Origin of the sequence: Terrimonas ferruginea DSM 30193, assembly GCF_000425585.1 — a bacterium.
In the GTDB taxonomy this organism is placed as follows: Bacteria; Bacteroidota; Bacteroidia; order Chitinophagales; family Chitinophagaceae; genus Terrimonas; species Terrimonas ferruginea.
Genome location: NZ_AUDS01000026.1, coordinates 61338 through 80777, shown reverse-complemented (window position 1 = coordinate 80777; position 19440 = coordinate 61338). Strand labels below are relative to the sequence as shown.

The following is a 19440-nucleotide window of genomic DNA, read 5'->3' as shown; positions in this document are numbered from 1 at the left end:
AAAGTCAATTACTGTTCCATTTTTGGCCATGGCACGCTTTTGGTCCAATCCGCGCATCCTTTTTGCATAACTTAATATCTTATCTTACAGACATGCCGACATTTAACGACCGAATCCGGCAGGTACTTATACTAGGTATCCTGCTACTGCTGATCCTTACTGTAATCAAAGAGTTGTACATCTTCATGCCCGGCTTACTGGGTGCCCTGACGTTGTATATCTTAAGCCGTAATAATTATTTCCGGCTGATTTATCAGCGTAAATGGCGTAAAGGCTGGGCTGCAGGGATGTTCATTATTTATTACCTGCTGCTGATCGGCCTTCCCATTTTTCTGGCCATCACGTTGATCAGTCCCAAGATCAATACTTTCCTGGCCAATCCCACCGACATGATCGATAAAGCCAGGACTTCACTCACTACTATTCAGCACAAGATCGGCTTCACGGTCATTTCAGATGAAAGCCTTTCAACAGGTTTAAACAAACTCACCAACTATATTCCAAGTCTGCTCAACAGCACGGCCAACCTGGTGACCAACCTGGCCATCATGCTGTTTGTCTTGTATTTTATGTTGCGCAACGGCCGCGAGCTGGAACGTTATCTCAATCGCATTACGCCGCTGAAGCAGGACAATATCAATAAGCTGGCGTCGGAAACCAAGAAGCTGGTAAGGGCCAACGCCCTGGGCATTCCGCTGATCTCCATTATTCAGGGCCTGATCGCTGCATTGGGCTATTTTATTTTTAATGTGAATGAATGGGGACTTTGGGGTTTCCTGACCGGTGTATTTGCTTTTTTCCCGGTGGTGGGTACGATGGTCGTCTGGGTGCCGCTGGTAATTTATATGTATGCAGTAGGCGATACGGGTAATGCTACCGGCGTGCTGCTATACAGTGTTGTTATCACTGGCAACGTTGACTATGTGGCGAGGATCACGTTGCTGAAGCGTATGGGTGATGTGCATCCGGTGATCACGATCCTCGGGGTGATTGTGGGACTCGGATTGTTCGGTTTTATCGGATTGGTATTCGGTCCGCTGCTGATCAACTATATCATGGTCGTATTTGATATTTATATGAATGAATTTGTGACGGATAAAGTGCCGCATTTAGTGGAAGAGGCTGCTCCCGACGAAAAGAAAGAAGGTGGCCCGGCCAAGCTCTGATTTTTTTTTCTATGATGATAAAACTAAAGGCTGCCCTCGGGCAGCCTTTAGTTTTTATTTCTTTTTCAAGACCATCATTTCCACTTCCCGTTCGGCTTTTTCCCAATACAGCCCCAATGCCGCCATTTTTTCTTTAAAATCATCTTTCTTTTCCGGTTGGAATTCAAAGGCGATATCAAACCGTCCTTCAACGCCTGTTTCATTCAGTACTTTGCCCGGGTATAATCCAAAAGCTTCAATGTAATCCGCCAGCGCATCGAGCGTAACACCGTTGCCTTTGAAATGCGATCCGCCGGCATCGTACCCCTGTGCTTTTTGCGTTGATGGCTTCAGTAATGTCAATGCATCCTTATTCGCTTTCAGCACCAGTACCTTTTGCTTTCTTTTTTCCATTACCACTTCCACATCGATAAAGTGTTTTTTTAGTTCTTCCTGTATATAGGCCCTCAGTTTTTCTTTATCAGGTGTTTCGATCCAGGCATCGAGGCCGAACTTTTCCTGGTCTTCATACTTACGTTGCACGGTGTCGTATTCATTGATAGTAGCATAATAATTTTTATCATAAGCCAGGCGGAACAATCCCTCAACCGGCATATTCACTGCGCTGAGGCGCCGGTCTTTGAAGGTGCCCTCTCTGAATTGTCTCGACATCGAACCGGCTCCTTCTGCGGAAGGCAGCAAGGCGAAATAACGCGGTTTGGTTGAATCCGTGATAAAATAGGTCTCCATATCAAAACCGGTCTGGTCTTTTTTATAAGGAAGGTTAATGTTCACAGCTTTGAGGGCGGTTTTCAAAATTGCGAGGTTGATGTCTGAAGGGCTGGTGATAGCATATACTTTTCCTTCGGGTCCGATGAGGACGGTATGCGGAATGATCCGGTGGGGGAAAAGTTTGCGCAGGTTACCTGCCGTGTCGCTGGCAATATTCAGGGTGGTTGGTCTTGCCTTTACAAATTTTCGCAGCCTTTCTTCTGATTCGTCAGATACGGCGATCACTTCAAGTTTGTTACCGAGCACTTTTTTATATTCTTCCAATTCTTTCATGGCACTGATGCACGGGCTGCACCAGGTGGCCCAGAAATCGATGAGCACCAGTTTTCCTTTCAGGGAACTGATGCTGGCCGCATTTCCATTCAGTGTACGGGGTAAAAGGATATCAGGCATCTGGTCGCGGGGAGCGAGTTCCTGCGCCGCTGCGGTCAGCCAGCAGCCTATTGACAAAAGCAGCATTATTTTTTTCATGATTTATATTTATAACACAAACATATCCGGATGGCCGGAGCAAAGGCGTTAATCGGTTTGAATCATTGTTAATGTTTGTTAACCGGTTTTCCGGTTTATGGACAAAGCAGATACTTTTGTTGGTATGAATAACCGGGTCAGAAGACTTTTCCTCCTGGCATTGCTGGCGGCCGCCGGCCTGCTTTGCCTGCAGGTATATTGGATATCCAAAGAATGGACCCGCTCGGCGGATATCCTGCAACGGGAGGTGGATTATTCGTTTCAGCAGGCAGTTGATAAAGAGTGGAGCCGCCGTAAGGATACATTGACCGCCTATCTCAGCGATTTACTCCACGACACGAATTCCGTCAGATTCGGAACCCGGTACAATAAGGCGGAAAATGTCTGGGCCGTTACAATGTACGATCCTGCTAATCCAAAAGACTATTCTTCCTGGTCAAACAAACTGCATCCGGTTTCGGAAAAGTTGTCGGATAAAGAAAGAGAAGAAGTGATCGCACGGTTTATAGAAGAAAATCTTATAAAGAGTATTGCATCGGATGTTATCTTTTTCTATACCCAGCGTCTTGGGCAGGCCTGGACAAAAAAATACAACGATCTCTCGATGGATACGTTGTTCATGAAAAAAATGTTCAAATCCGAACTGGCTCAAAACAAGATCGATGCTGGTTTTTCTATCGCCTATATCGACACCACGCAATATCCGTTGCCGGAGATGAAGGGCAGGGCGCTTTACAGCAAGCCCATTACCGTCAATTTTAAACGGGTGAATGATATAGCGAAAAAATATGTGGCGCAGGCTACCGTACGCAACCCGGGGATGGTACTTTTTAAAAGGTTATGGCTGATCGGCATCGGTTCGTTGTTGTTGCTCGGGTTGACATTCTGGTGCCTGTACCGGATGTACCAGACCATTATCCGGCAAAAGCAATTGGATGAACTGAAAGACGATTTTATCAGCAACATGACGCATGAACTGAAAACACCGATTGCCACCGTAACAGCCGCGATTGACGGACTGCAGTTCTATGATGCGTTAAACGATAAAGAACGTACCAAACGATATCTCAATGTTTCGCGTACGGAACTGAACCGGCTTGATCAGATGGTATCGAAAGCGCTGGAACTGTCAGTGGAACAAAATATTTCCGGTCAGTTGGTAAAGGAAAAATTTGCACTCCGTCCATTTCTTGAACAGCTTTTATCTTCCTTCGATGTGCAATCGGGTTTCCGGTGGAAACTGGACATTGATGCCGAAATAAAAATGTATGCGGATAAGGAAAAGTTTGGCGCCGTGTTCCAAAACCTGATTGAAAATGCCATCAAATACGGAGGAGACGATGTGCTGATGCATTTTGCCGCGGAAAGAGCAGGAGCGTGGCTTACCATTACTGTTGATGATAACGGACCGGGCATTGACAAAGCCTTTCTTCCGCATATCTTCAACAAATTTTACCGGGTGCCCGGTGCGGTTGAAGCAAAAGGATTCGGTCTGGGACTTTACCGCGTGGCGGGTATTGTAAAAGCACATGGCGGAACGGTAGTGGCCGAAACGAAAGAAGGACTTCATTTTGTCATCAAAATACCTGTTGCATAATTGAATAATCTTACGTCGATATTGTTGGTGGAAGACGAGCAGTCGCTCGGTTCGATCATTGCGGAAAATCTTACCGCTGCCGGATTTGGCGTTACACATGTGATGAGCGGCGAGCAGGCGTTGGAAACACTGGAGAAAAATGAATTTTCCATTTTGATACTGGATGTGACGATGGCCGGCATGGATGGGTTTGAACTGGCGCGTACGATACGGCAAAGCGATAAAATCGTTCCTATTCTTTTTCTCACCAGCAAAACAATGCCGCAGGATGTGGTGGAAGGTTTTGAAAGCGGCGGTAATGATTACCTGCGAAAGCCCTTCGCGATGCAGGAGTTGGTGATACGCATCAAAGTGCTGGTGAGTGAAGGCCGGTTGCTTAAAAAGGAAACAACACCCACGAAGGTCTCTATCGGTCAATACCAATTTGACGCGGTAAAGCAACAGCTCACCATCAACCTGCGCGTGCAAACAATGACGGCGCGGGAGGCGGAGCTGCTGTGGCTCTTATATAAAAATCACCAGCAGTTGAGTAGCAAAAAAGTTATCCTGGAAGCCATCTGGGGTGACGACAACTTTTTCAACTCCCGCACGCTGGATGTGTTCATTACCAAATTGCGGAAGCTGCTGCAGGAAGATCCGGGTGTGCAGATCATCAATGTGCGGGGAATGGGTTATAAACTTGTATGGTAAACAACTTGCTAAATCGAAAAGGCTGCCCGAGGGCAGCCTTTTCTTATGAGGTAGTTAAAAAATATTAGCGGTCTCTGAGTTTGGACAGCAGTCGCAGAATCTCGAGGTAAAGCCATACCAGCGTTACCAGCAGGCCGAAGGCGCTGAACCATTCCATGTATTTCGGAGCGCGGGCCTGTGCGCCTTTCTCGATGGTATCGAAATTGAGCAACAGGTTGAGTGCGGCCAGTGCTACTACGAATACGGAGAAGCCGATACCCAGCGGAGTGCTTGCATTGGTGAACGCAACGAGTGTGCTGCCGCTGATGGCATAGGAAATCCATTGTACCATGTAGAAAATGGCAATACTGATCGTTGCCACGGTGATGATGGCACGGAACTGTTTGGTGACTTTGATGATACGGGTGGTATAAAGCACAAACATTACCAGCGCCACGATCAGTGTAAGACCAACGGCGTGCATCACGATACCGGGATAAGATGTTTTGAAGGCAAAATCATAAAAAGCAGACACCGCACCAACGAACAAACCTTCCAGCAGGGCATAAGCAGGAGCCAGCCAGGGAGAGGCTTTGGGGCGGAAAGCCATTACCAGCGCCAGTACAAGACCGCCGATTCCACCGATCATCATCATTGTCATCGGGTCTTCACCGGAATAAAAACGGTTCCAGGCAAAGAAACAAGTGCCTAACATCAGGATAAAAAGAAACCCGAACTTGTTCATCGTGCCGCGCACGGTCATTTCTTCACCGGTAACTACACCGTCCAGGATGGTTCCCTCATAGGCAGATTCCTTGAGGATTGGGTTGCTTGATTTGAATAAAGACATAGTCGTTAATGATTTTGGAGCTAAATATACGCAATAAGCGGTGAATGGTCAATGGTGAATCGTCAATCGTGAATCGTCAATGGATCCCGCTGGCTGAGCCCGAAGTGTCGGGCCGATACTTCGGCCCCCGAAGCCTAATAATGCCAGCGTACGAAGGCTTCCATGGCTGCGTAATGCGTCAGTCCGAGATCAGCATACAATGCCGCCGTATTTGCATTCCGCTCTTCCGCCCGCTGCCAGAACTCGCGTGAATCGCTTCCCTGGAAGGGCACCGAGTCTTTTTGCGACTGGTGAATAAAAATGCCGAAACGTTTCTTCATTACCTGGTCCGGACTCATCGGAATCGCCATTTCAATTTCTTCGATATTCCATTCCTGCCAGGCGCCTTTGTACAACCACAGCCAGCAATCATTGATCCATTCGTCACCCGCATGCTTGATGCGCTTCAGCGCTTCCAGAACTACGTTGAAACAAACGATATGTGTGCCGTGCGGATCGGCGAAATCACCTGCGCAATATACCTGCTGAGGTTTGATTTTGCGCAGTAATTCCATCGTGATCTTCACGTCTTTTTCCCCCATGGGATTTTTCTCAATCGTACCTGTCTCGTAGAAAGGCAGGTTCATGAAGTGAATGTTATCATCTTTCAGGCCTACATAGCGGCAGGTGGCTTTGGCTTCGCTGCGGCGGATCAATCCTTTGATGGCGCGCAGCCTGGGTGTATCCACCTGGTTGGATTTTTTGGAGGCCACGAATTTGCGCGTATCGGCGAGAATCTTTTCTGATTTGGTGGTATCGATGCCGGCAATTTCTTCAAAACCTACGGCGAAATCGAGGAAACGGGTAGCGAATTCATCCGTTACCGCAATATTACCGGATGTCTGATATCCTACATGCACGTCGTGTCCCTGATCGTGCAGACGCTGGAACGTACCACCCATGCTGATGATATCATCATCAGGGTGAGGTGAAAATATGATTACCCGTTTCGGATAGGGTTCTGAGCGTTCGGGGTGAGCCGGGATAACCGCATTGGGTTTTCCACCGGGCCAGCCCGTGATGCTGTCGCGCAGCATGTAATAGACCTGCAGGTTGATTTCGTACGCGTCACCTTTTTCCACCAGCAGATCGCTGAGGCCATATTCATTGTAGTCGCCGTTGGTCAGGCTCAATACTGGTTTCTTGAGTTTCAGCGCCATGTTCACTACCGCTTTCTTGATGATCTTCGGTGTCCACTCGCAGTCGCCGGTGAGCCAGGGCGATTTATTGCGCGTGAGGTCGGCGGCTGCCGCTTCATCCACCACAAAAGTCACGTCATCGTGGTTTTGCAGGAGGGAAGCCGGTACATGTTCGCTGTCGTCATGCTCTACCGCTTTTTGTATCACGTTGGCCTTACCCGATCCCCACGCCATGAGGATGATCTTCTTTGATTTCAGGATGCTGGCAATACCCATGGTGATTGCCAGACGCGGCACCTGCGAAATGTTGGGGAATTCATACGCATTGGCCAGGCGTGTTGAATTGTCAAGCGTGATCAATCTTGTTCTTGAATAAATACCGGAACCGGGTTCATTGAAACCGATATGTCCGTTGTTGCCAATACCAAGTATCTGCAGGTCGATACCGCCTGCATCCTCGATCATCTTCTCGTACTGCAGGCAATGTTTTTTTATGGCTTCCTTCGGAATTTCTCCGTTTGGAATGTGAATATTCTTCGGGTTAATATCTACATGATCGAAGAGATGTGAACGCATGAAGCGGTTGTAGCTCTGCAGCGCATCGTTGTCGATGGGATAGTATTCATCGAGGTTGAAAGTGACCACATTTTTGAAGCTGAGCTTTTCTTCGCGGTGCATGCGCACGAGCTCCGCATACAATGTCTTGGGTGTAGAACCAGTTGCCAGCCCCAGTACACATTTTTGTTTTTTCTTCTGTTTGTCCCGGATCAGATCGGCGATCTGTTGCGCTACGAATTTCGATCCTTCTTTCAGATCGGGATAAACGCGAACGGGGATTTTTTCAAAACTGTCAGTGAGGTCGGCCTGAGCTGTTTTTTTCGACATAATGTTGGATGGTTATGCTGTTGAGCGATAAGTGCTTCAAATATATTTAAAATAAATCCTCCGCAAGTTCCTGCGGGCGGCGCGACGTTTTTAGAAGGTTCGCCCGCAAAAAAACGCAGTGCGCAATGCCGGATGCGCCTGTTCTGCCGCGTTTGAGCGGACTGGCTACGGCCCTTAAAAATTATTTCGGGCCAAGGCCCCGCAGAATCCTGCAATCTTAGTTTACGCTTACTTCCTGCAGAAAAACCCAGGCTTTGCTGCCGGCTCCCGGAGCACCGGCGGGTATGCGTTGTCCTTCCGGCACATGGAGGCGCAGGAATCTTGCTTTTGCGGTTTGTGGCAGTTTGATGGTCAGTTCATTTTGGTTGAAAGACGATACAATGTCTTTTATTTCCCGGAAATTCACCTTGTCATCCGAAACCGATACGCCTATGGCAGCAGGCGCATAGATCCAGCTCGAAGGCTGCTGCAACGTGGCGAGTTTTATTTCGGAGAAATTGTCGTCTCTGTCGAGGTCGATCGTAATGGTAAAAGCAGTTCCCTGGTAACCGATCCAGTAATCCGCCTCCTGTAATTTTCTTTCTGTAATAATTCCGTTCACCAATGTAAAAGAGCCTTCACCCGGATAATTTTTGGAAGGAGCGGGGTTTAAGGTGGCGTCTTTAGCTGTTGCTTTGTTGAACAGGAATTTTTGTGAAATGGATTGATCGCCCTGTCTGGCATAGGCTCGCGTATCACGATCGATCAATTGCGGTTTTACATAGCCCCATACACTATCGCCACCATTGAAATTGATTGTCATCCAATCATCCGAGCGACTACTCAGCTCCCAATACAACGCATGTCCCGGAGCGCGCGTCACCTTTTGCTTCAATTGATAAAACGCGCGGCTGTAATTCGCCTTCCACCGGTCATACCGTTTAAGCTGTACCGGTAATTTTCGCACAAAATTCTCCATACTCTTTTTCGCCAACGGCGTCCACAACACTTCACTCAGCGCTGCGAGCCTCGGGAAAAGCATGTATTCCAGTTTTCGTTGATTCGTGATATACTCCGTCCACATATTCGCCTGTGCGCCCAATACAAATACCGTATCAGTATCCGGCATCGCTGAGGGGATCGGATTATAGCCGTATATTTTTTCCAGGTCATTTACGCCGCCATTGGTCACCGAATCTTCCCGCCGCGATTGGGCATAATCAAAATATACATACGTGGTCGGCGTCATGATCACGGGATGTTTTTGCGCCGCCGCTTCGATGCCGCCTTTTTCGCCGCGCCAGCTCATCACCGTTGCATTGGGTGCCAGTCCGCCTTCCAGTATTTCATCCCAGCCAATCAGTTTGCGGCCTTTCTGATTGATATATTTTTCCATGCGCTGAATAAGATAGCTCTGCAGTTCATGTTCATCTTTCAAGCCATTCGTCCGGATGCGTTGCTGGCAGTCGGGACATTGCTTCCAGTTTTCTTTCGGACATTCATCTCCGCCCACATGTATATACTGACCGGGAAAAAGCGGAATGATCTCATCGATTACATCCTGTAAAAATTGAAAGGTTTGTTCCTTGCCTGCACAGAATACATCATCGAACACACCCCAGGTTTGTTGCACCTGTTTTCCCGTGGTATCGCCACTCCACACGCATTCTTTCGGGTAGTAACTATAGGTCGATCGTTGGGGAAAACAGCTTAATTCCGGATAAGCAGCGATGGCCGCGCTGCCATGTCCCGGCATTTCAATTTCGGGCACCACAGTAATATACCTCGCTGCTGCATAAGCCACCACTTCTTTGATTTGTGCCTGCGTATAATAGCCACCATATCGCTGATGGGTATTACCCGTACCCGGGTAACGGCCAACAAGGGTTCCGTTGCGCCAGGCGCCGGTTTGGGTAAGCATGGGATATTTTTTTATTTCAATGCGCCAGCCCTGGTCATCGGTCAGGTGCCAGTGGAAATAATTGATTTTGTGCAAAGCGAGGTAATCGAGGTATTTTTTTACCAGCGCCACGGAAAAAAAATGGCGGGATACATCGAGCATCATCCCGCGGTACTTGAACCGCGGATAGTCGTTAATGCTCACCGCAGGCATTACAAGCGATGCAGATTTTTCCACCGGCAATAATTGTATCAGCGTCTGCACGGCATAGAAAGTGCCGGCATGTGTATCGCCTTCGATGCGGATGCCTTTGCTGTCCACCGTTAATTGATAAGCATCTTTATCCGGCGCCCGGACAAAGATCCGAGAGATAAAACGGATGGCCGAACCGCTGTGTTGTCTTTTTACAGCCAGCTTAAAACCATAGTTGGTTTGCAGGTATTGATTGAAAAAGTTAACAGCATCATTGACCGATGCGTCATCGGCCACGATAACCGTGTGCCGGTTGATCGTAAATTTTCCTTTTCCCATCGTCATCGAAACAGGTTCGGGGATGATAGCAGGTGTTTGTGCCTGCATATACAAAACCGGCAGGAGCAGCAAAAGCAATAAGATTTTTCGCATGGCAAAAGATTGAAGAAAGGATATGATCCTGAAAAGCTAAATTTACAGCTTATCTGTTTATTTATTTTTGAACTATGGAACAGAACGAAGCAATTGTTGCGCGGTTTTATACTGCGTTTTCCCATCTCGATGCCGCAGGCATGAATGCCTGTTATAGCGAGGACATCGTTTTCAACGATCCTGTTTTCGGATTGCTGCACGGCGACGAAGCGCGTGATATGTGGGAAATGCTGTGTGGTAATGCAAAGTCCTTTTCCCTGACTTTTTCCAACATACAATTACTCGATGAAGAGTATGCAACCTGCGAATGGGTGGCCAACTACGTTTTCAGCCAGACCGGCAACAATGTTACCAACCGCGTGAAGGCGTTTATGCGGTTGAAAGACGGTAAGATTATCGAACACAGCGACGCATTCCGTCTCAGCACCTGGCTCGGGCAGGCTCTCGGCTGGAAGGGGCAATTGTTCGGCTGGACGGGTTTTATGAAAAGAGCCGTGCAGAAAAAAGCACGCCGCGGGCTGGACCGTTACCGCGCATCAAAAGCTTAATCAGCCTGCGTTTTGGGCCCGGCCAGTTGATCGGCCAGCCATAAATATTCCGTGAGGAACATGTGTACGTTTTTCTGAAAACTTTCATCGGCCAGGTTTCCTTCCGCATCAAATTTCTTTTCTACGTTCGGCACAATCAGCAGGGTAGGTGAGGCAATACCGAAAAGTCCGGCTACGAGCAGCAGCAATTGCTGCGATGCACGAAGGCCTCCCAATGGGCCGGGTGAGGCCGTTACCAATCCAAAAGGTTTATGCAATTGTTTGGGGTAATGATCCAGCAGGTTTTTCATCGCAGGGGAATAGCTGCCGTTGTATTCGGGTGTGACGAGGATGAAAGCTTCGGCTGCAAAGATCCGGCGGCTGAGCGGGCGGAATTGCTCCGGCGTATTATCCACCGAATTGAAAACGGTCTGCACCATGGGCAGTTCATAATCCTTGAGGTCGATCAGGCCCACGCTGTGCGGTGTTTCTGCTTCCAGCCGTTTCTTCAGATGCAAAGCAACTCTGCGTGTAACACTCTGTTCGCGCGGACTTCCTGAAATGATCTCTATCTGCATAATTAAGCAAGGCTTTTGATAACCGGCCGGGGCAAAGGTTCAAACTTTTCCTGATTTACCCGCCGTCTGCCGGTAAAATGTCTTTTTAAAACTTATTTTCGGCGTTCGTTAATGCAAATAACATGGTTAATCGCCGAAAGTTTATCAGAACTGCTTCATTGGGATCGCTTGCCGGTTTGCTGGCCAAAGACGTGCTGGCTGCGGAGGCATCCGTTAATAACGGACCTGTGGTTATTTCAACCTGGGATGCCGGACTCGCCGCCAATCGCGGAGCCTGGGAAGTGCTGGGCAACGGAGGTGCGGCACTCGATGCCGTGGAAAAAGGAGTGATGGTTACCGAATCCAGCATCAATTGTTGTGTGGGATTAGGCGGCAATCCCGACCGTGATGGCTTTGTAACACTCGATGCCTGCATCATGGATCACCAGTTCAATTGCGGCAGCGTAGCCTTCCTGGAACGGATCAAACATCCGGTGTCGGTAGCAAGACGCGTGATGGAAAAGACACCGCACGTGATGCTGGTAGGAAGCGGAGCACAGCAGTTTGCCGTAGCAGAAGGATTTCCGCTCGAATCGGGAGCACTTTCTCCGGATGCACAAAAAGCGTATACGGAATGGCTGAAGAAAGCGGAGTACAAACCCGTGATCAATGTGGAGAACAAAGCACACGGACCTTTTGCACCATCTGTCATGCCCACAGGGGAATTCAATCACGATACCATCGGCATGGTGGCACTCGATGCCAAAGGCAATCTCAGCGGAAGCTGCACCACCAGCGGCATGGGTTTTAAAATGCGCGGTCGCCTCGGCGATTCACCGATCATCGGTGCCGGCTTATATGTCGATAACGAAGTAGGCGCATGTACGGCTACCGGTCAGGGGGAAGACGTGATACGTGTGGCAGGTTCCAGCGCCGTAGTGGAAATGATGCGGCAGGGATTGACGCCGGAGCAGGCCTGTAAAAAAATTATCGAGCGCATCGTACGCATCAAAAAAGAAAAAGTGAAAGACATCCAGGTAGCGTTCATTGCCCTTGATAAAAAAGGAAGGGCAGGATCTTACGCCATTCATCCCGGGTTCAGTTATGCTATCCGCACGACCAAAGGTGAGCGACTGATCAATGCGCCCTCTCACTTTAAGAAAACATCATGAGTTATATGCTTGAAATAGCCACCAGCGATTTTGCTACCACACAACTGGCCGTGGAAGGTGGCGCCGACAGGATTGAATTGTGTTGCAATCTTGGTGAAGGAGGTACCACGCCCGCTTACGGTGTGCTCAAACAATGCCGCGAGAAATTCGGTCTTCCACTTTTCCCCATTATCCGTCCGCGCTCCGGCGATTTTTTATATACCGGTGATGAATTTGCCTGCATGTTAGCAGAGGTGAAAGTTTGCAAAGAACTTGGTTTCGATGGAATAGTAGCCGGTATCTTGCTGACCGACGGAAGCATCGATCGCAGCCGCATGGCAAAACTGGTCAATGCGGCTTACCCGATGAGTGTTACGTTTCACCGGGCATTCGACCGCTGTCGTGATCCGCTGCATGCACTGGAAGAAATTATTGAAATGGGTTGTGAACGGATACTTACTTCGGGCCAGCAACTACAGGCACCGGATGGAGTGGAATTAATCCGTCAATTGAATGAAGCGGCGGCCGGCCGTATCATCATCATGCCGGGAAGCGGGGTGCGTCCGGACAACATTGCGCAACTGGCGGCGCGAACGGGTTGCGCAGAATTTCATGCATCGCTTCGCGCAAAAGAAAAGAGCCGGATGGAGTTTGTGCAGCCGGCCTTTGCAGGCGATGCGGACAGTTATGAACAGCCGGGCCTTGCAGCGCACGCGATCAGCGAAATGCGGCTGGCACTCACCGCTCAGGCAGGTTGATCTTTGGGTTGGCGCCGCTGCTGCCGCCGGATCAGGTCTGCTTTTACTTTATGCACGAATGCCGCGCCGCCCAATAGTAAGCCTGTGGTTAATAAAGTACAAACGCCGAGTGACCAGGGAATCCAGTAGTGATGCGCAGGATCGGCTTTGTGGCTGTAAAAGACGAGGAAGACGGCTGCATTAATGCAGAGGAAGGCCGTAAACAGATTATTTACGTATTTTGCCTGATGCCTGTTGTTCATAAGACAAGTGTTTAGATAAGGTTGTAGCCGAATTTACGAATAATCTTTTGTTAATCCGGCTGGGAGCCGGTCGCCATTTTCTAATTTTACGGGTAAATTTTCACCATGAAAAGAATCTTTTTGCTACTACTGATCGTTGCCGGACTGGCATTGAATGGACAAGCCCAGGAGGCTCCTGAAGGATTGTTCATCAATTCCAAAGCCCCCGACTTTAAGGCCACCGATCAAAACGGCAATACCGTAAGACTGAAAGATTTGTTGAAAAAAGGAAAAGTCGTATTGGTTTTTTATCGGGGCGAATGGTGTCCTTACTGTAATCGTTATCTCAAAAGATTGCAGGACTCGCTTGAACTGGTAAAGGAAAAAGGAGCAACCATCGTTGCTATATCTCCTGAAGTATCGGCGAATGTAAAAAAGACTGTTGATAAAACAGGTGCTACGTTTCCTGTTTTGTATGACGAAGGTCTGAAGATCATGAAAGCCTACGAAGTGGAATACGAAGTACCGGTGAATACACAAACACGTTATCGCAATACCGGCCTTAAACTCGAAGAGGCGAATGGCAAGAACGGTGCATACTTACCTATTCCGGCTACCTATGTGATCAACAAAGAGGGAACCGTTACTTACCGTTACTTCGAACCGGATTATAAAAAACGTCCTTCGGTGAAGGACATTCTCGATCATCTTTCCAAATAATTTTTAGGGAAATGCGAGGCGGGCAATACGACCGTTGCTCCCGGCGAGATAGACCGCGGTGCCGAACCGTGCGAGTCTGCATACATGAAATCCCTGATCGCTGATCTTTTGCCAGGTGCGTCCGCCGTTGAAGGAGATTTCGACACCGGTAGGACCGCAGGTGACGAGTTCGTTTTTATCCATAAACTCTACGCAACTTTTATATCCTTGCGGCGGTTCTTTCGGAGCCTTCCATGTTTTGCCGCCATTTTTTGTATAAAAACAATTGCCTGTGCTGAGCGTATCCTGCAGGTAGTCGCCGCCAACCACTACAAAGTGACTACTGCCTTTCATATTGCCGCGATCAAACACGGCGATGGAATTGGCGCCGGCAGACTCTTTTCCCTGGATGATGGGCATTGGCCGTACGCCGTTGTGTGAGAACAGGCGTGATTTTCTTCCGCCGCTTACCAGGTAAAAACGTCCGTTGCGGAAATAACGGATATTGGTGCCGCTGGCGGCAAAAAAAGCTTCGCCGGAGTCGGGACGGTTGGCTATCGTATCAGGATGGATCTGTTTCCAACTGTCGCCGGCATCACGGGTTTCGGCAAAGAAAATTTTCCCATTGACCGGGTCGCCAACCGCAATACCGTATTGCGGAGTAAAGAAATCGATGGCGTCGAGGAACATGCCTTTGCGGTCATCGTGAAAGACAATCTTCCAGGTTTCACCTGCATCGGTTGTTTTGAGCATATAGGCCGGTTCGCCGGAAGCCATCACCACGGCGGTGTTGGGACCAAAAGCTTCGATATCGCGGAATTCAGCTTTTTCGAAACCGTTGATCGTCATCCATTTCCAGTTTTTGCCGGCATTGGTGGAGCGCCCCACTTTGCCGTTGCTTCCACTGACCCATATTACATTATCGTTAACGACGCTGAGACCACGCAGGTTGGTTTCCGTACCGGAGGTGAGTTCCTGTACACTGAAGTTCTGCGCATGCACCAATTGGATGACCAGCAGCAGCAGGGTAAGGAGCAGGTTTTTTTTTGCCATAAACAATAAAATATAAAAACCACTGTTCTAAGCCTCGGGCCAGCGGAAGTCATGTTGATTTAAAGACCCGTGGCCGCGCTTGTGAAAATAGCGTATTTTTACGCCGTTGTTTAATTTTCTGCTTTTATGATTAAAAAATTACGGTTCCTTTTCTGGCTGAATGCAATTGTTGTGATGCTGGCTTCGTGTGGCAAAGAATACAGTTTCGAATTTGGCGCCAGTCCTTCCGTAGGCTCTTTGCAGGAGGAAACCTCTGGCGACTGCCTTCCCAAAACAATCAATGGTACTTACGAACAGGGCGTAGCTGTTACCGGCAGCAACAGCATCGATGTAACAATCGATGTAACCACTCCCGGTGCTTACCTTATTTATACCGATACCGTTCACGGTGTATTTTTCCGTGCGCAGGGCTTTTTTACCACGCGTGGTGTTCAGTCCGTTAAGCTCACGGCTTCCGGCACTCCCAACACGGCGGGCATTTCCAATTTTGAAGTACGTTATAATGGCCAGTCCTGTTTCGTGAGCGTTCCTGTACTGCCATCAGGCGCGAGCGGTCCGGCGGTTTATACCTTTACCGGTGCGCCTGGTAACTGCTCCGGCGGTGTGGCCAATGGCATATACGGCGAAGGCGTAGCCCTCAATTCAACCAATACACTTACGGCGACCTTAGACGTAACAACGATCGGTACGTACACGATCACCACCACTACCAATAACGGGATTACCTTCTCCGGCACCGGCGCGGTTATTACAACCGGTCCGCAAACGGTGACGCTGCAGGGATCGGGTACGCCCGCCGCAGCAGGTAGTTTCAATATTGCGATAGCAACGGCAGCTCCGGGTTCATGTACGGTACCGCTGACCGTTCTCGGTCCCGCACAATACACGGCTGACTGCGCAACGGCTACTGTAAACGGCACTTATACACAAGGTGTGGCACTCACTGCTGCGAATACGATCACTTTGTCGGTAACCGCTACCACAGCCGGCGCTTATTCCATTACGGTTCCGGCAGTAAACGGTATCAGCTTCAGCGCAACGGGGCAACTGACAGTGGGAAGCAACACTATCACATTGAGAGGTGCAGGTACACCGGCCGCATCCGGACCTGCCACCTTGCCTTTTACGGCGGGCAGCACCAACTGTAATGTAACCGTTAACGTAGCCACAGCACCTCCACCGACCGATCTCAAATGGACATTGATCCAGGGCAGCAATAATTTTGGCGGCGATGCCACGGCACTGCTGGTGACGGCAGGAGGTTCGCAGTTATTGGAAATCGGAGGTGCGAATGCCGGTGCGCCACCTTATACTTTTCAACTGCGCATCAGCAGCACCACACTTGGTGTAGGTAGCTATACTTCTGCAAGCGGCGCAGTAACCATGCTGCTGATGAATGGTGTAACGCCGGTATACATGTCGATGCCTACACAACCTTTCACGGTGAACATCACAACGTTCAATACCACTACGGGAGTTGTGCAGGGAACCTATAACGGAAAAGCCATGAACAGTTCTGCAGCATTTGTGGATGTAAGTGGCACCTTCAAGGCTATCATGTAATACAAAAGACATTTAATCAAAATAGAAAAGCCTGTCAATTGACAGGCTTTCATTTTATGTAGACGGATAGTCCCGGGTTATTTTTTCACAGATCCGATGCCGAAGAGTACACCGACGTTGATACCGATGTTGCGGTTTCTGGCGCTGATGGTCGTCTTGCTCACATCAACAAAACCGTGGTAATAAGCGAGGTCAGTATTGAGCCAGACATTAGGAGAAAGGCGGAAATTAGCACCTGCTGCAGCGGTGAGACCCACATCGAAGCCATTCACCCTGTCTTTGCTGTCGGATTCGCTGATCTTATCGCCATCTTCATAATAGGTAGTTTTTCCACCAACCATGAAACCAAATGAAGGACCAAGCGAAACTTTAGGACGAATGGCGTTACCATACTTGCCAAAGAAATAAATACCCTGCAATGGAATGCGGATATAATTAGACCGCAGTCTCAACTCCTCATTGTCTTCATTTTTTACAGTTGCACCTTCACTGGAAAAACGCACGTCTGCACTAATTCCCCAATTACTTACAAAGCTGTAAACGACCTTGGCACCGATGTTAGGAGACGCATGGAACTTTTTATTGGCATCATTGCCAAAGTCACCGTTATCCCAACTGTGACCAAAACCTGCTGTAGGACCGAGAGACAAATTCTGTGCATTGACGGAAGCAAACGCTATCAGCGCTGCACCCGCGAGAAATAATTTCTTCATACGAGTATATTTATACCGCCATATAGAAAAAAATCATGCCAGAAGAAACCGGATTACTTTTTATCGGGCTTGCGATAGATCAAACGCACCATGGCGTTTTTCTTTTCATCTGAAGTGAGATAAAGCTGATAACGTTCATCTTTTGTTTTGATGATCATTAAAGCAGTATTGGGAGGAATGGTACCCATGTTTTCCCCAAACATAACGATCTCATGTTCGGGATGCAGTGCATCGATGGTTACATAGGTGGTAACAGGCTTGAGCGAAAGCATTTCGCGGGAAATAACAGGTATATTATTGACGAATACGGTGATCGTATCACCGTCTATCTGGCCGTTATCATAAAAGTCGATGCGTATCTTTCCTGTATCAACATATAGCTCTCTTACCAGCTCGTTATTACGATTTGTTAATTTTGGCGGAGGCGGAGGAGTGAAGTCTGATTTCTGTGAACGTGTGAGGACAATACTCCCCGGCGGGCAATCCAGGCTACGCTCCAAAGTTTTACCGGTCCATGACCCTCTCAATTGTTCCTCCTTACCGTCTGTGTGATATTCCAGTACATATCGTTTAATACAGGGCGTGCAATCGGCAGGAATGCGAAAAGTAGCTACTTTGGTTTCCTGGATGTGGAGAATTTTGGACACCGTGTCGTAACTGCCCTCAAATTCTTCTTTTACGAAATTGGTAGTATCTGAATAGTGATAAGAACTGCCGGTCACTTTTGTGCCATTAACAGTGATCTGCAGTTCCATATGATATACGGGAAAGCAACCGCCTGGTTCCATCACCAGTTTTCCTTTCCATATCCCGTTAACCTGCTGTGCGGAGACAAGCTGGGTAAAAAAAAGTGCGGCAAGAAAAAAGCAATAGCGCATCAGCACAGCAGTGTTTAGATAAAATGAATGAAAATTGAAGATAATCCGCCGCAGCGAATGGTTTTACCAAAGAATGATGAATGGCTGCCACATCCAACCGGCGGCGTTACAAGGTCCGCTTTTTATAGCGGAAACGTACCACGGCATTTTTCTGTTTGGTAGACGTGATCTGCACGCGGAACCTGTCTTCACCTGCCTCCACGATCATCAGGGAAGTGTTGGGAGGAATGCGTCCGAGATTTTCCGCCACCATCACCAGTTCGTGCTCTTCGCCATCTTCTTCCATGGTCAGGTGCAGGCTCAGGGGTGATGCCGACAGGCGGCGCTGTGACAGTACAAGTTTATTATCGAGGTATACGGAAATTGTGTCGTCATCGATCTCACCATTGTCGAATAGTTTGACGGTGACCGCCGGGCTGGTTACTTCCAGCACTTTGGTCAATTCGTTCTGGCGCGTTTTCAATACATCAGGGCGTGGAGTAACCACCACGGGTTGTTTGGAAGGCGGTGGTATTACGGGTGTGGTGCGTGCCGTGTCTTTCGGTATCACCGGTGTTGGCACAGGCGTTTTGGCCGGAGGCGTTTTTACCACGGGCGGGTTGGTAACGGGCTTCTGCGGTTGTTTCGGTGTGGTGTTTACCGGCTTGTCTGTTTTTACGACAGGTGGTGGTGTTGTTTTCTTCGGATTACGCAGGAAAGGCTCTATGTAAAAGTCTGAAGTGGGCACGCGGCGGAGAAATACTTTGCCGCCTCCGCAGTCGCCCCATTCGTAGGGATTATTGGCGCCCTGTACTTCCTGTTTGCCCAGGAAAGTGCCTTCGAGGTATTCTTCGCGTCCGGAGCGGCTGTACACCAGGTTGTAGTTCATGATACAGGTGCCGTTGCCTTCCATGTTCTTTACCTCCACGGTTTTTATTTCGCGGATTTTGAGGTTGGCGCCGGTCTTGATAAAACTTCCGGTCATGGTTGCTTTACCGTAGAAACGCACATCGAGATAAGAATAGGAAACGCCGGTAACGCCGGTCTGGCTGCTTTGCTTGATCTGGAACTCAAGTTTGTACTGCTCGCCGGAACGGTCAATAAAGTAGCCCCGCCAGATGCCGTCGATATTCTGTGCGGCAAGGCGCAGGCACGCTGTACAAGCAAAAACCAAGGCGAGGAGGAGGAATTTTCGTGGACAACTCTTCATCGGTTGTCAAAACTAAGGATTTTGTTGCTACCCGTTGATTG

Annotated in this window: 18 protein-coding genes; 8 read left to right on the top strand and 10 right to left on the bottom strand. The window is 48.7% G+C overall.

Features of this window, described 5'->3' with window-relative positions; translation table 11 throughout:
- Window positions 1–92 precede the first annotated feature (92 nt).
- A complete protein-coding gene (locus H608_RS0110450) occupies window positions 93–1166 on the top strand; it encodes an AI-2E family transporter (RefSeq protein ID WP_028787636.1) in 1074 nt (357 codons plus the stop codon).
- Between the two features lie 54 nt (window positions 1167–1220).
- Here the strand turns inward: H608_RS0110450 and H608_RS23605 are convergent, their stop codons facing one another.
- Complete coding sequence (locus tag H608_RS23605; RefSeq protein ID WP_051268207.1) at window positions 1221–2408, bottom strand: redoxin domain-containing protein; 1188 nt, start codon at window positions 2406–2408, stop codon at window positions 1221–1223.
- A 97-nt stretch (window positions 2409–2505) separates the two neighbouring features.
- On the opposite strand from H608_RS23605, the gene H608_RS23600 reads away from it, so the two are divergent.
- Together H608_RS23600 and H608_RS0110435 are read left to right on the top strand one after the other, a co-directional pair.
- Complete coding sequence (locus H608_RS23600) at window positions 2506–4005, top strand: sensor histidine kinase (protein WP_051268206.1); 1500 nt, start codon at window positions 2506–2508, stop codon at window positions 4003–4005.
- Window positions 4006–4695, top strand: coding sequence for a response regulator transcription factor (locus H608_RS0110435; protein WP_028787635.1), 690 nt, complete (start codon window positions 4006–4008; stop codon window positions 4693–4695).
- A gap of 64 nt (window positions 4696–4759) precedes the next feature.
- Here the strand turns inward: H608_RS0110435 and H608_RS0110430 are convergent, their stop codons facing one another.
- The 3 genes from H608_RS0110430 to H608_RS0110420 form a co-directional block, all read right to left on the bottom strand.
- The gene (locus tag H608_RS0110430; protein ID WP_028787634.1) at window positions 4760–5524 is read right to left on the bottom strand and encodes a Bax inhibitor-1/YccA family protein; all 765 of its coding nucleotides are present in this window, start codon (window positions 5522–5524) and stop codon (window positions 4760–4762) included.
- A gap of 134 nt (window positions 5525–5658) precedes the next feature.
- The gene (gene nagB, locus H608_RS0110425) at window positions 5659–7587 is read right to left on the bottom strand and encodes a glucosamine-6-phosphate deaminase (RefSeq protein WP_028787633.1); all 1929 of its coding nucleotides are present in this window, start codon (window positions 7585–7587) and stop codon (window positions 5659–5661) included.
- A 217-nt stretch (window positions 7588–7804) separates the two neighbouring features.
- Window positions 7805–10090: a beta-N-acetylhexosaminidase gene (locus tag H608_RS0110420; protein WP_028787632.1), complete on the bottom strand. Its 2286-nt coding sequence runs from the start codon at window positions 10088–10090 to the stop codon at window positions 7805–7807.
- Between the two features lie 74 nt (window positions 10091–10164).
- Between H608_RS0110420 and H608_RS0110415 the strand changes: the two genes are divergently transcribed.
- Window positions 10165–10638, top strand: coding sequence for a nuclear transport factor 2 family protein (locus tag H608_RS0110415; protein WP_028787631.1), 474 nt, complete (start codon window positions 10165–10167; stop codon window positions 10636–10638).
- Here H608_RS0110415 and H608_RS0110410 read toward each other — a convergent pair.
- A complete protein-coding gene (locus H608_RS0110410; protein ID WP_038008104.1) occupies window positions 10635–11195 on the bottom strand; it encodes an NADPH-dependent FMN reductase in 561 nt (186 codons plus the stop codon). The genes H608_RS0110415 and H608_RS0110410 overlap by 4 nt on opposite strands.
- A 122-nt stretch (window positions 11196–11317) precedes the next feature.
- Between H608_RS0110410 and H608_RS0110405 the strand changes: the two genes are divergently transcribed.
- Together H608_RS0110405 and H608_RS0110400 are read left to right on the top strand one after the other, a co-directional pair.
- Complete coding sequence (locus H608_RS0110405) at window positions 11318–12346, top strand: isoaspartyl peptidase/L-asparaginase family protein (RefSeq protein ID WP_028787629.1); 1029 nt, start codon at window positions 11318–11320, stop codon at window positions 12344–12346.
- A complete protein-coding gene (locus tag H608_RS0110400; RefSeq protein ID WP_038008102.1) occupies window positions 12343–13083 on the top strand; it encodes a copper homeostasis protein CutC in 741 nt (246 codons plus the stop codon). Before H608_RS0110405 ends, H608_RS0110400 begins: the two co-directional genes overlap by 4 nt.
- Here H608_RS0110400 and H608_RS0110395 read toward each other — a convergent pair.
- Window positions 13071–13325: a hypothetical protein gene (locus H608_RS0110395; RefSeq protein ID WP_028787627.1), complete on the bottom strand. Its 255-nt coding sequence runs from the start codon at window positions 13323–13325 to the stop codon at window positions 13071–13073. The two genes, H608_RS0110400 and H608_RS0110395, sit on opposite strands and share 13 nt — an antisense overlap.
- Before the next feature lie 105 nt (window positions 13326–13430).
- Here H608_RS0110395 and H608_RS21945 point away from each other — a divergent pair, with 105 nt between their 5' ends.
- A complete protein-coding gene (locus H608_RS21945; protein ID WP_051268205.1) occupies window positions 13431–14024 on the top strand; it encodes a peroxiredoxin-like family protein in 594 nt (197 codons plus the stop codon).
- A 3-nt stretch (window positions 14025–14027) separates the two neighbouring features.
- On the opposite strand, the gene H608_RS0110385 is transcribed toward H608_RS21945, so the two are convergent.
- Window positions 14028–15056: a WD40/YVTN/BNR-like repeat-containing protein gene (locus H608_RS0110385; RefSeq protein ID WP_028787626.1), complete on the bottom strand. Its 1029-nt coding sequence runs from the start codon at window positions 15054–15056 to the stop codon at window positions 14028–14030.
- Between the two features lie 126 nt (window positions 15057–15182).
- Between H608_RS0110385 and H608_RS23595 the strand changes: the two genes are divergently transcribed.
- Window positions 15183–16619 carry a hypothetical protein gene (locus tag H608_RS23595; protein WP_051268204.1) on the top strand — a complete coding sequence of 479 codons (1437 nt, stop codon included), beginning with the start codon at window positions 15183–15185 and terminating at the stop codon, window positions 16617–16619.
- A gap of 77 nt (window positions 16620–16696) precedes the next feature.
- On the opposite strand, the gene H608_RS0110375 is transcribed toward H608_RS23595, so the two are convergent.
- The 3 genes from H608_RS0110375 to H608_RS0110365 all read right to left on the bottom strand — a co-directional run bounded on the left by H608_RS0110375 (window position 16697) and on the right by H608_RS0110365 (window position 19363).
- Entirely contained in the window at window positions 16697–17332 is a 636-nt protein-coding gene (locus H608_RS0110375; protein WP_028787625.1) for a porin family protein, read from the bottom strand.
- Window positions 17333–17385: 53 nt separating this feature from the next.
- The gene (locus H608_RS0110370) at window positions 17386–18210 is read right to left on the bottom strand and encodes a hypothetical protein (protein ID WP_028787624.1); all 825 of its coding nucleotides are present in this window, start codon (window positions 18208–18210) and stop codon (window positions 17386–17388) included.
- 106 nt (window positions 18211–18316) lie between these two features.
- Window positions 18317–19363, bottom strand: a complete 1047-nt coding sequence (locus H608_RS0110365; RefSeq protein ID WP_155990119.1) for a hypothetical protein — start codon at window positions 19361–19363, stop codon at window positions 18317–18319.
- Window positions 19364–19440 lie beyond the last annotated feature (77 nt).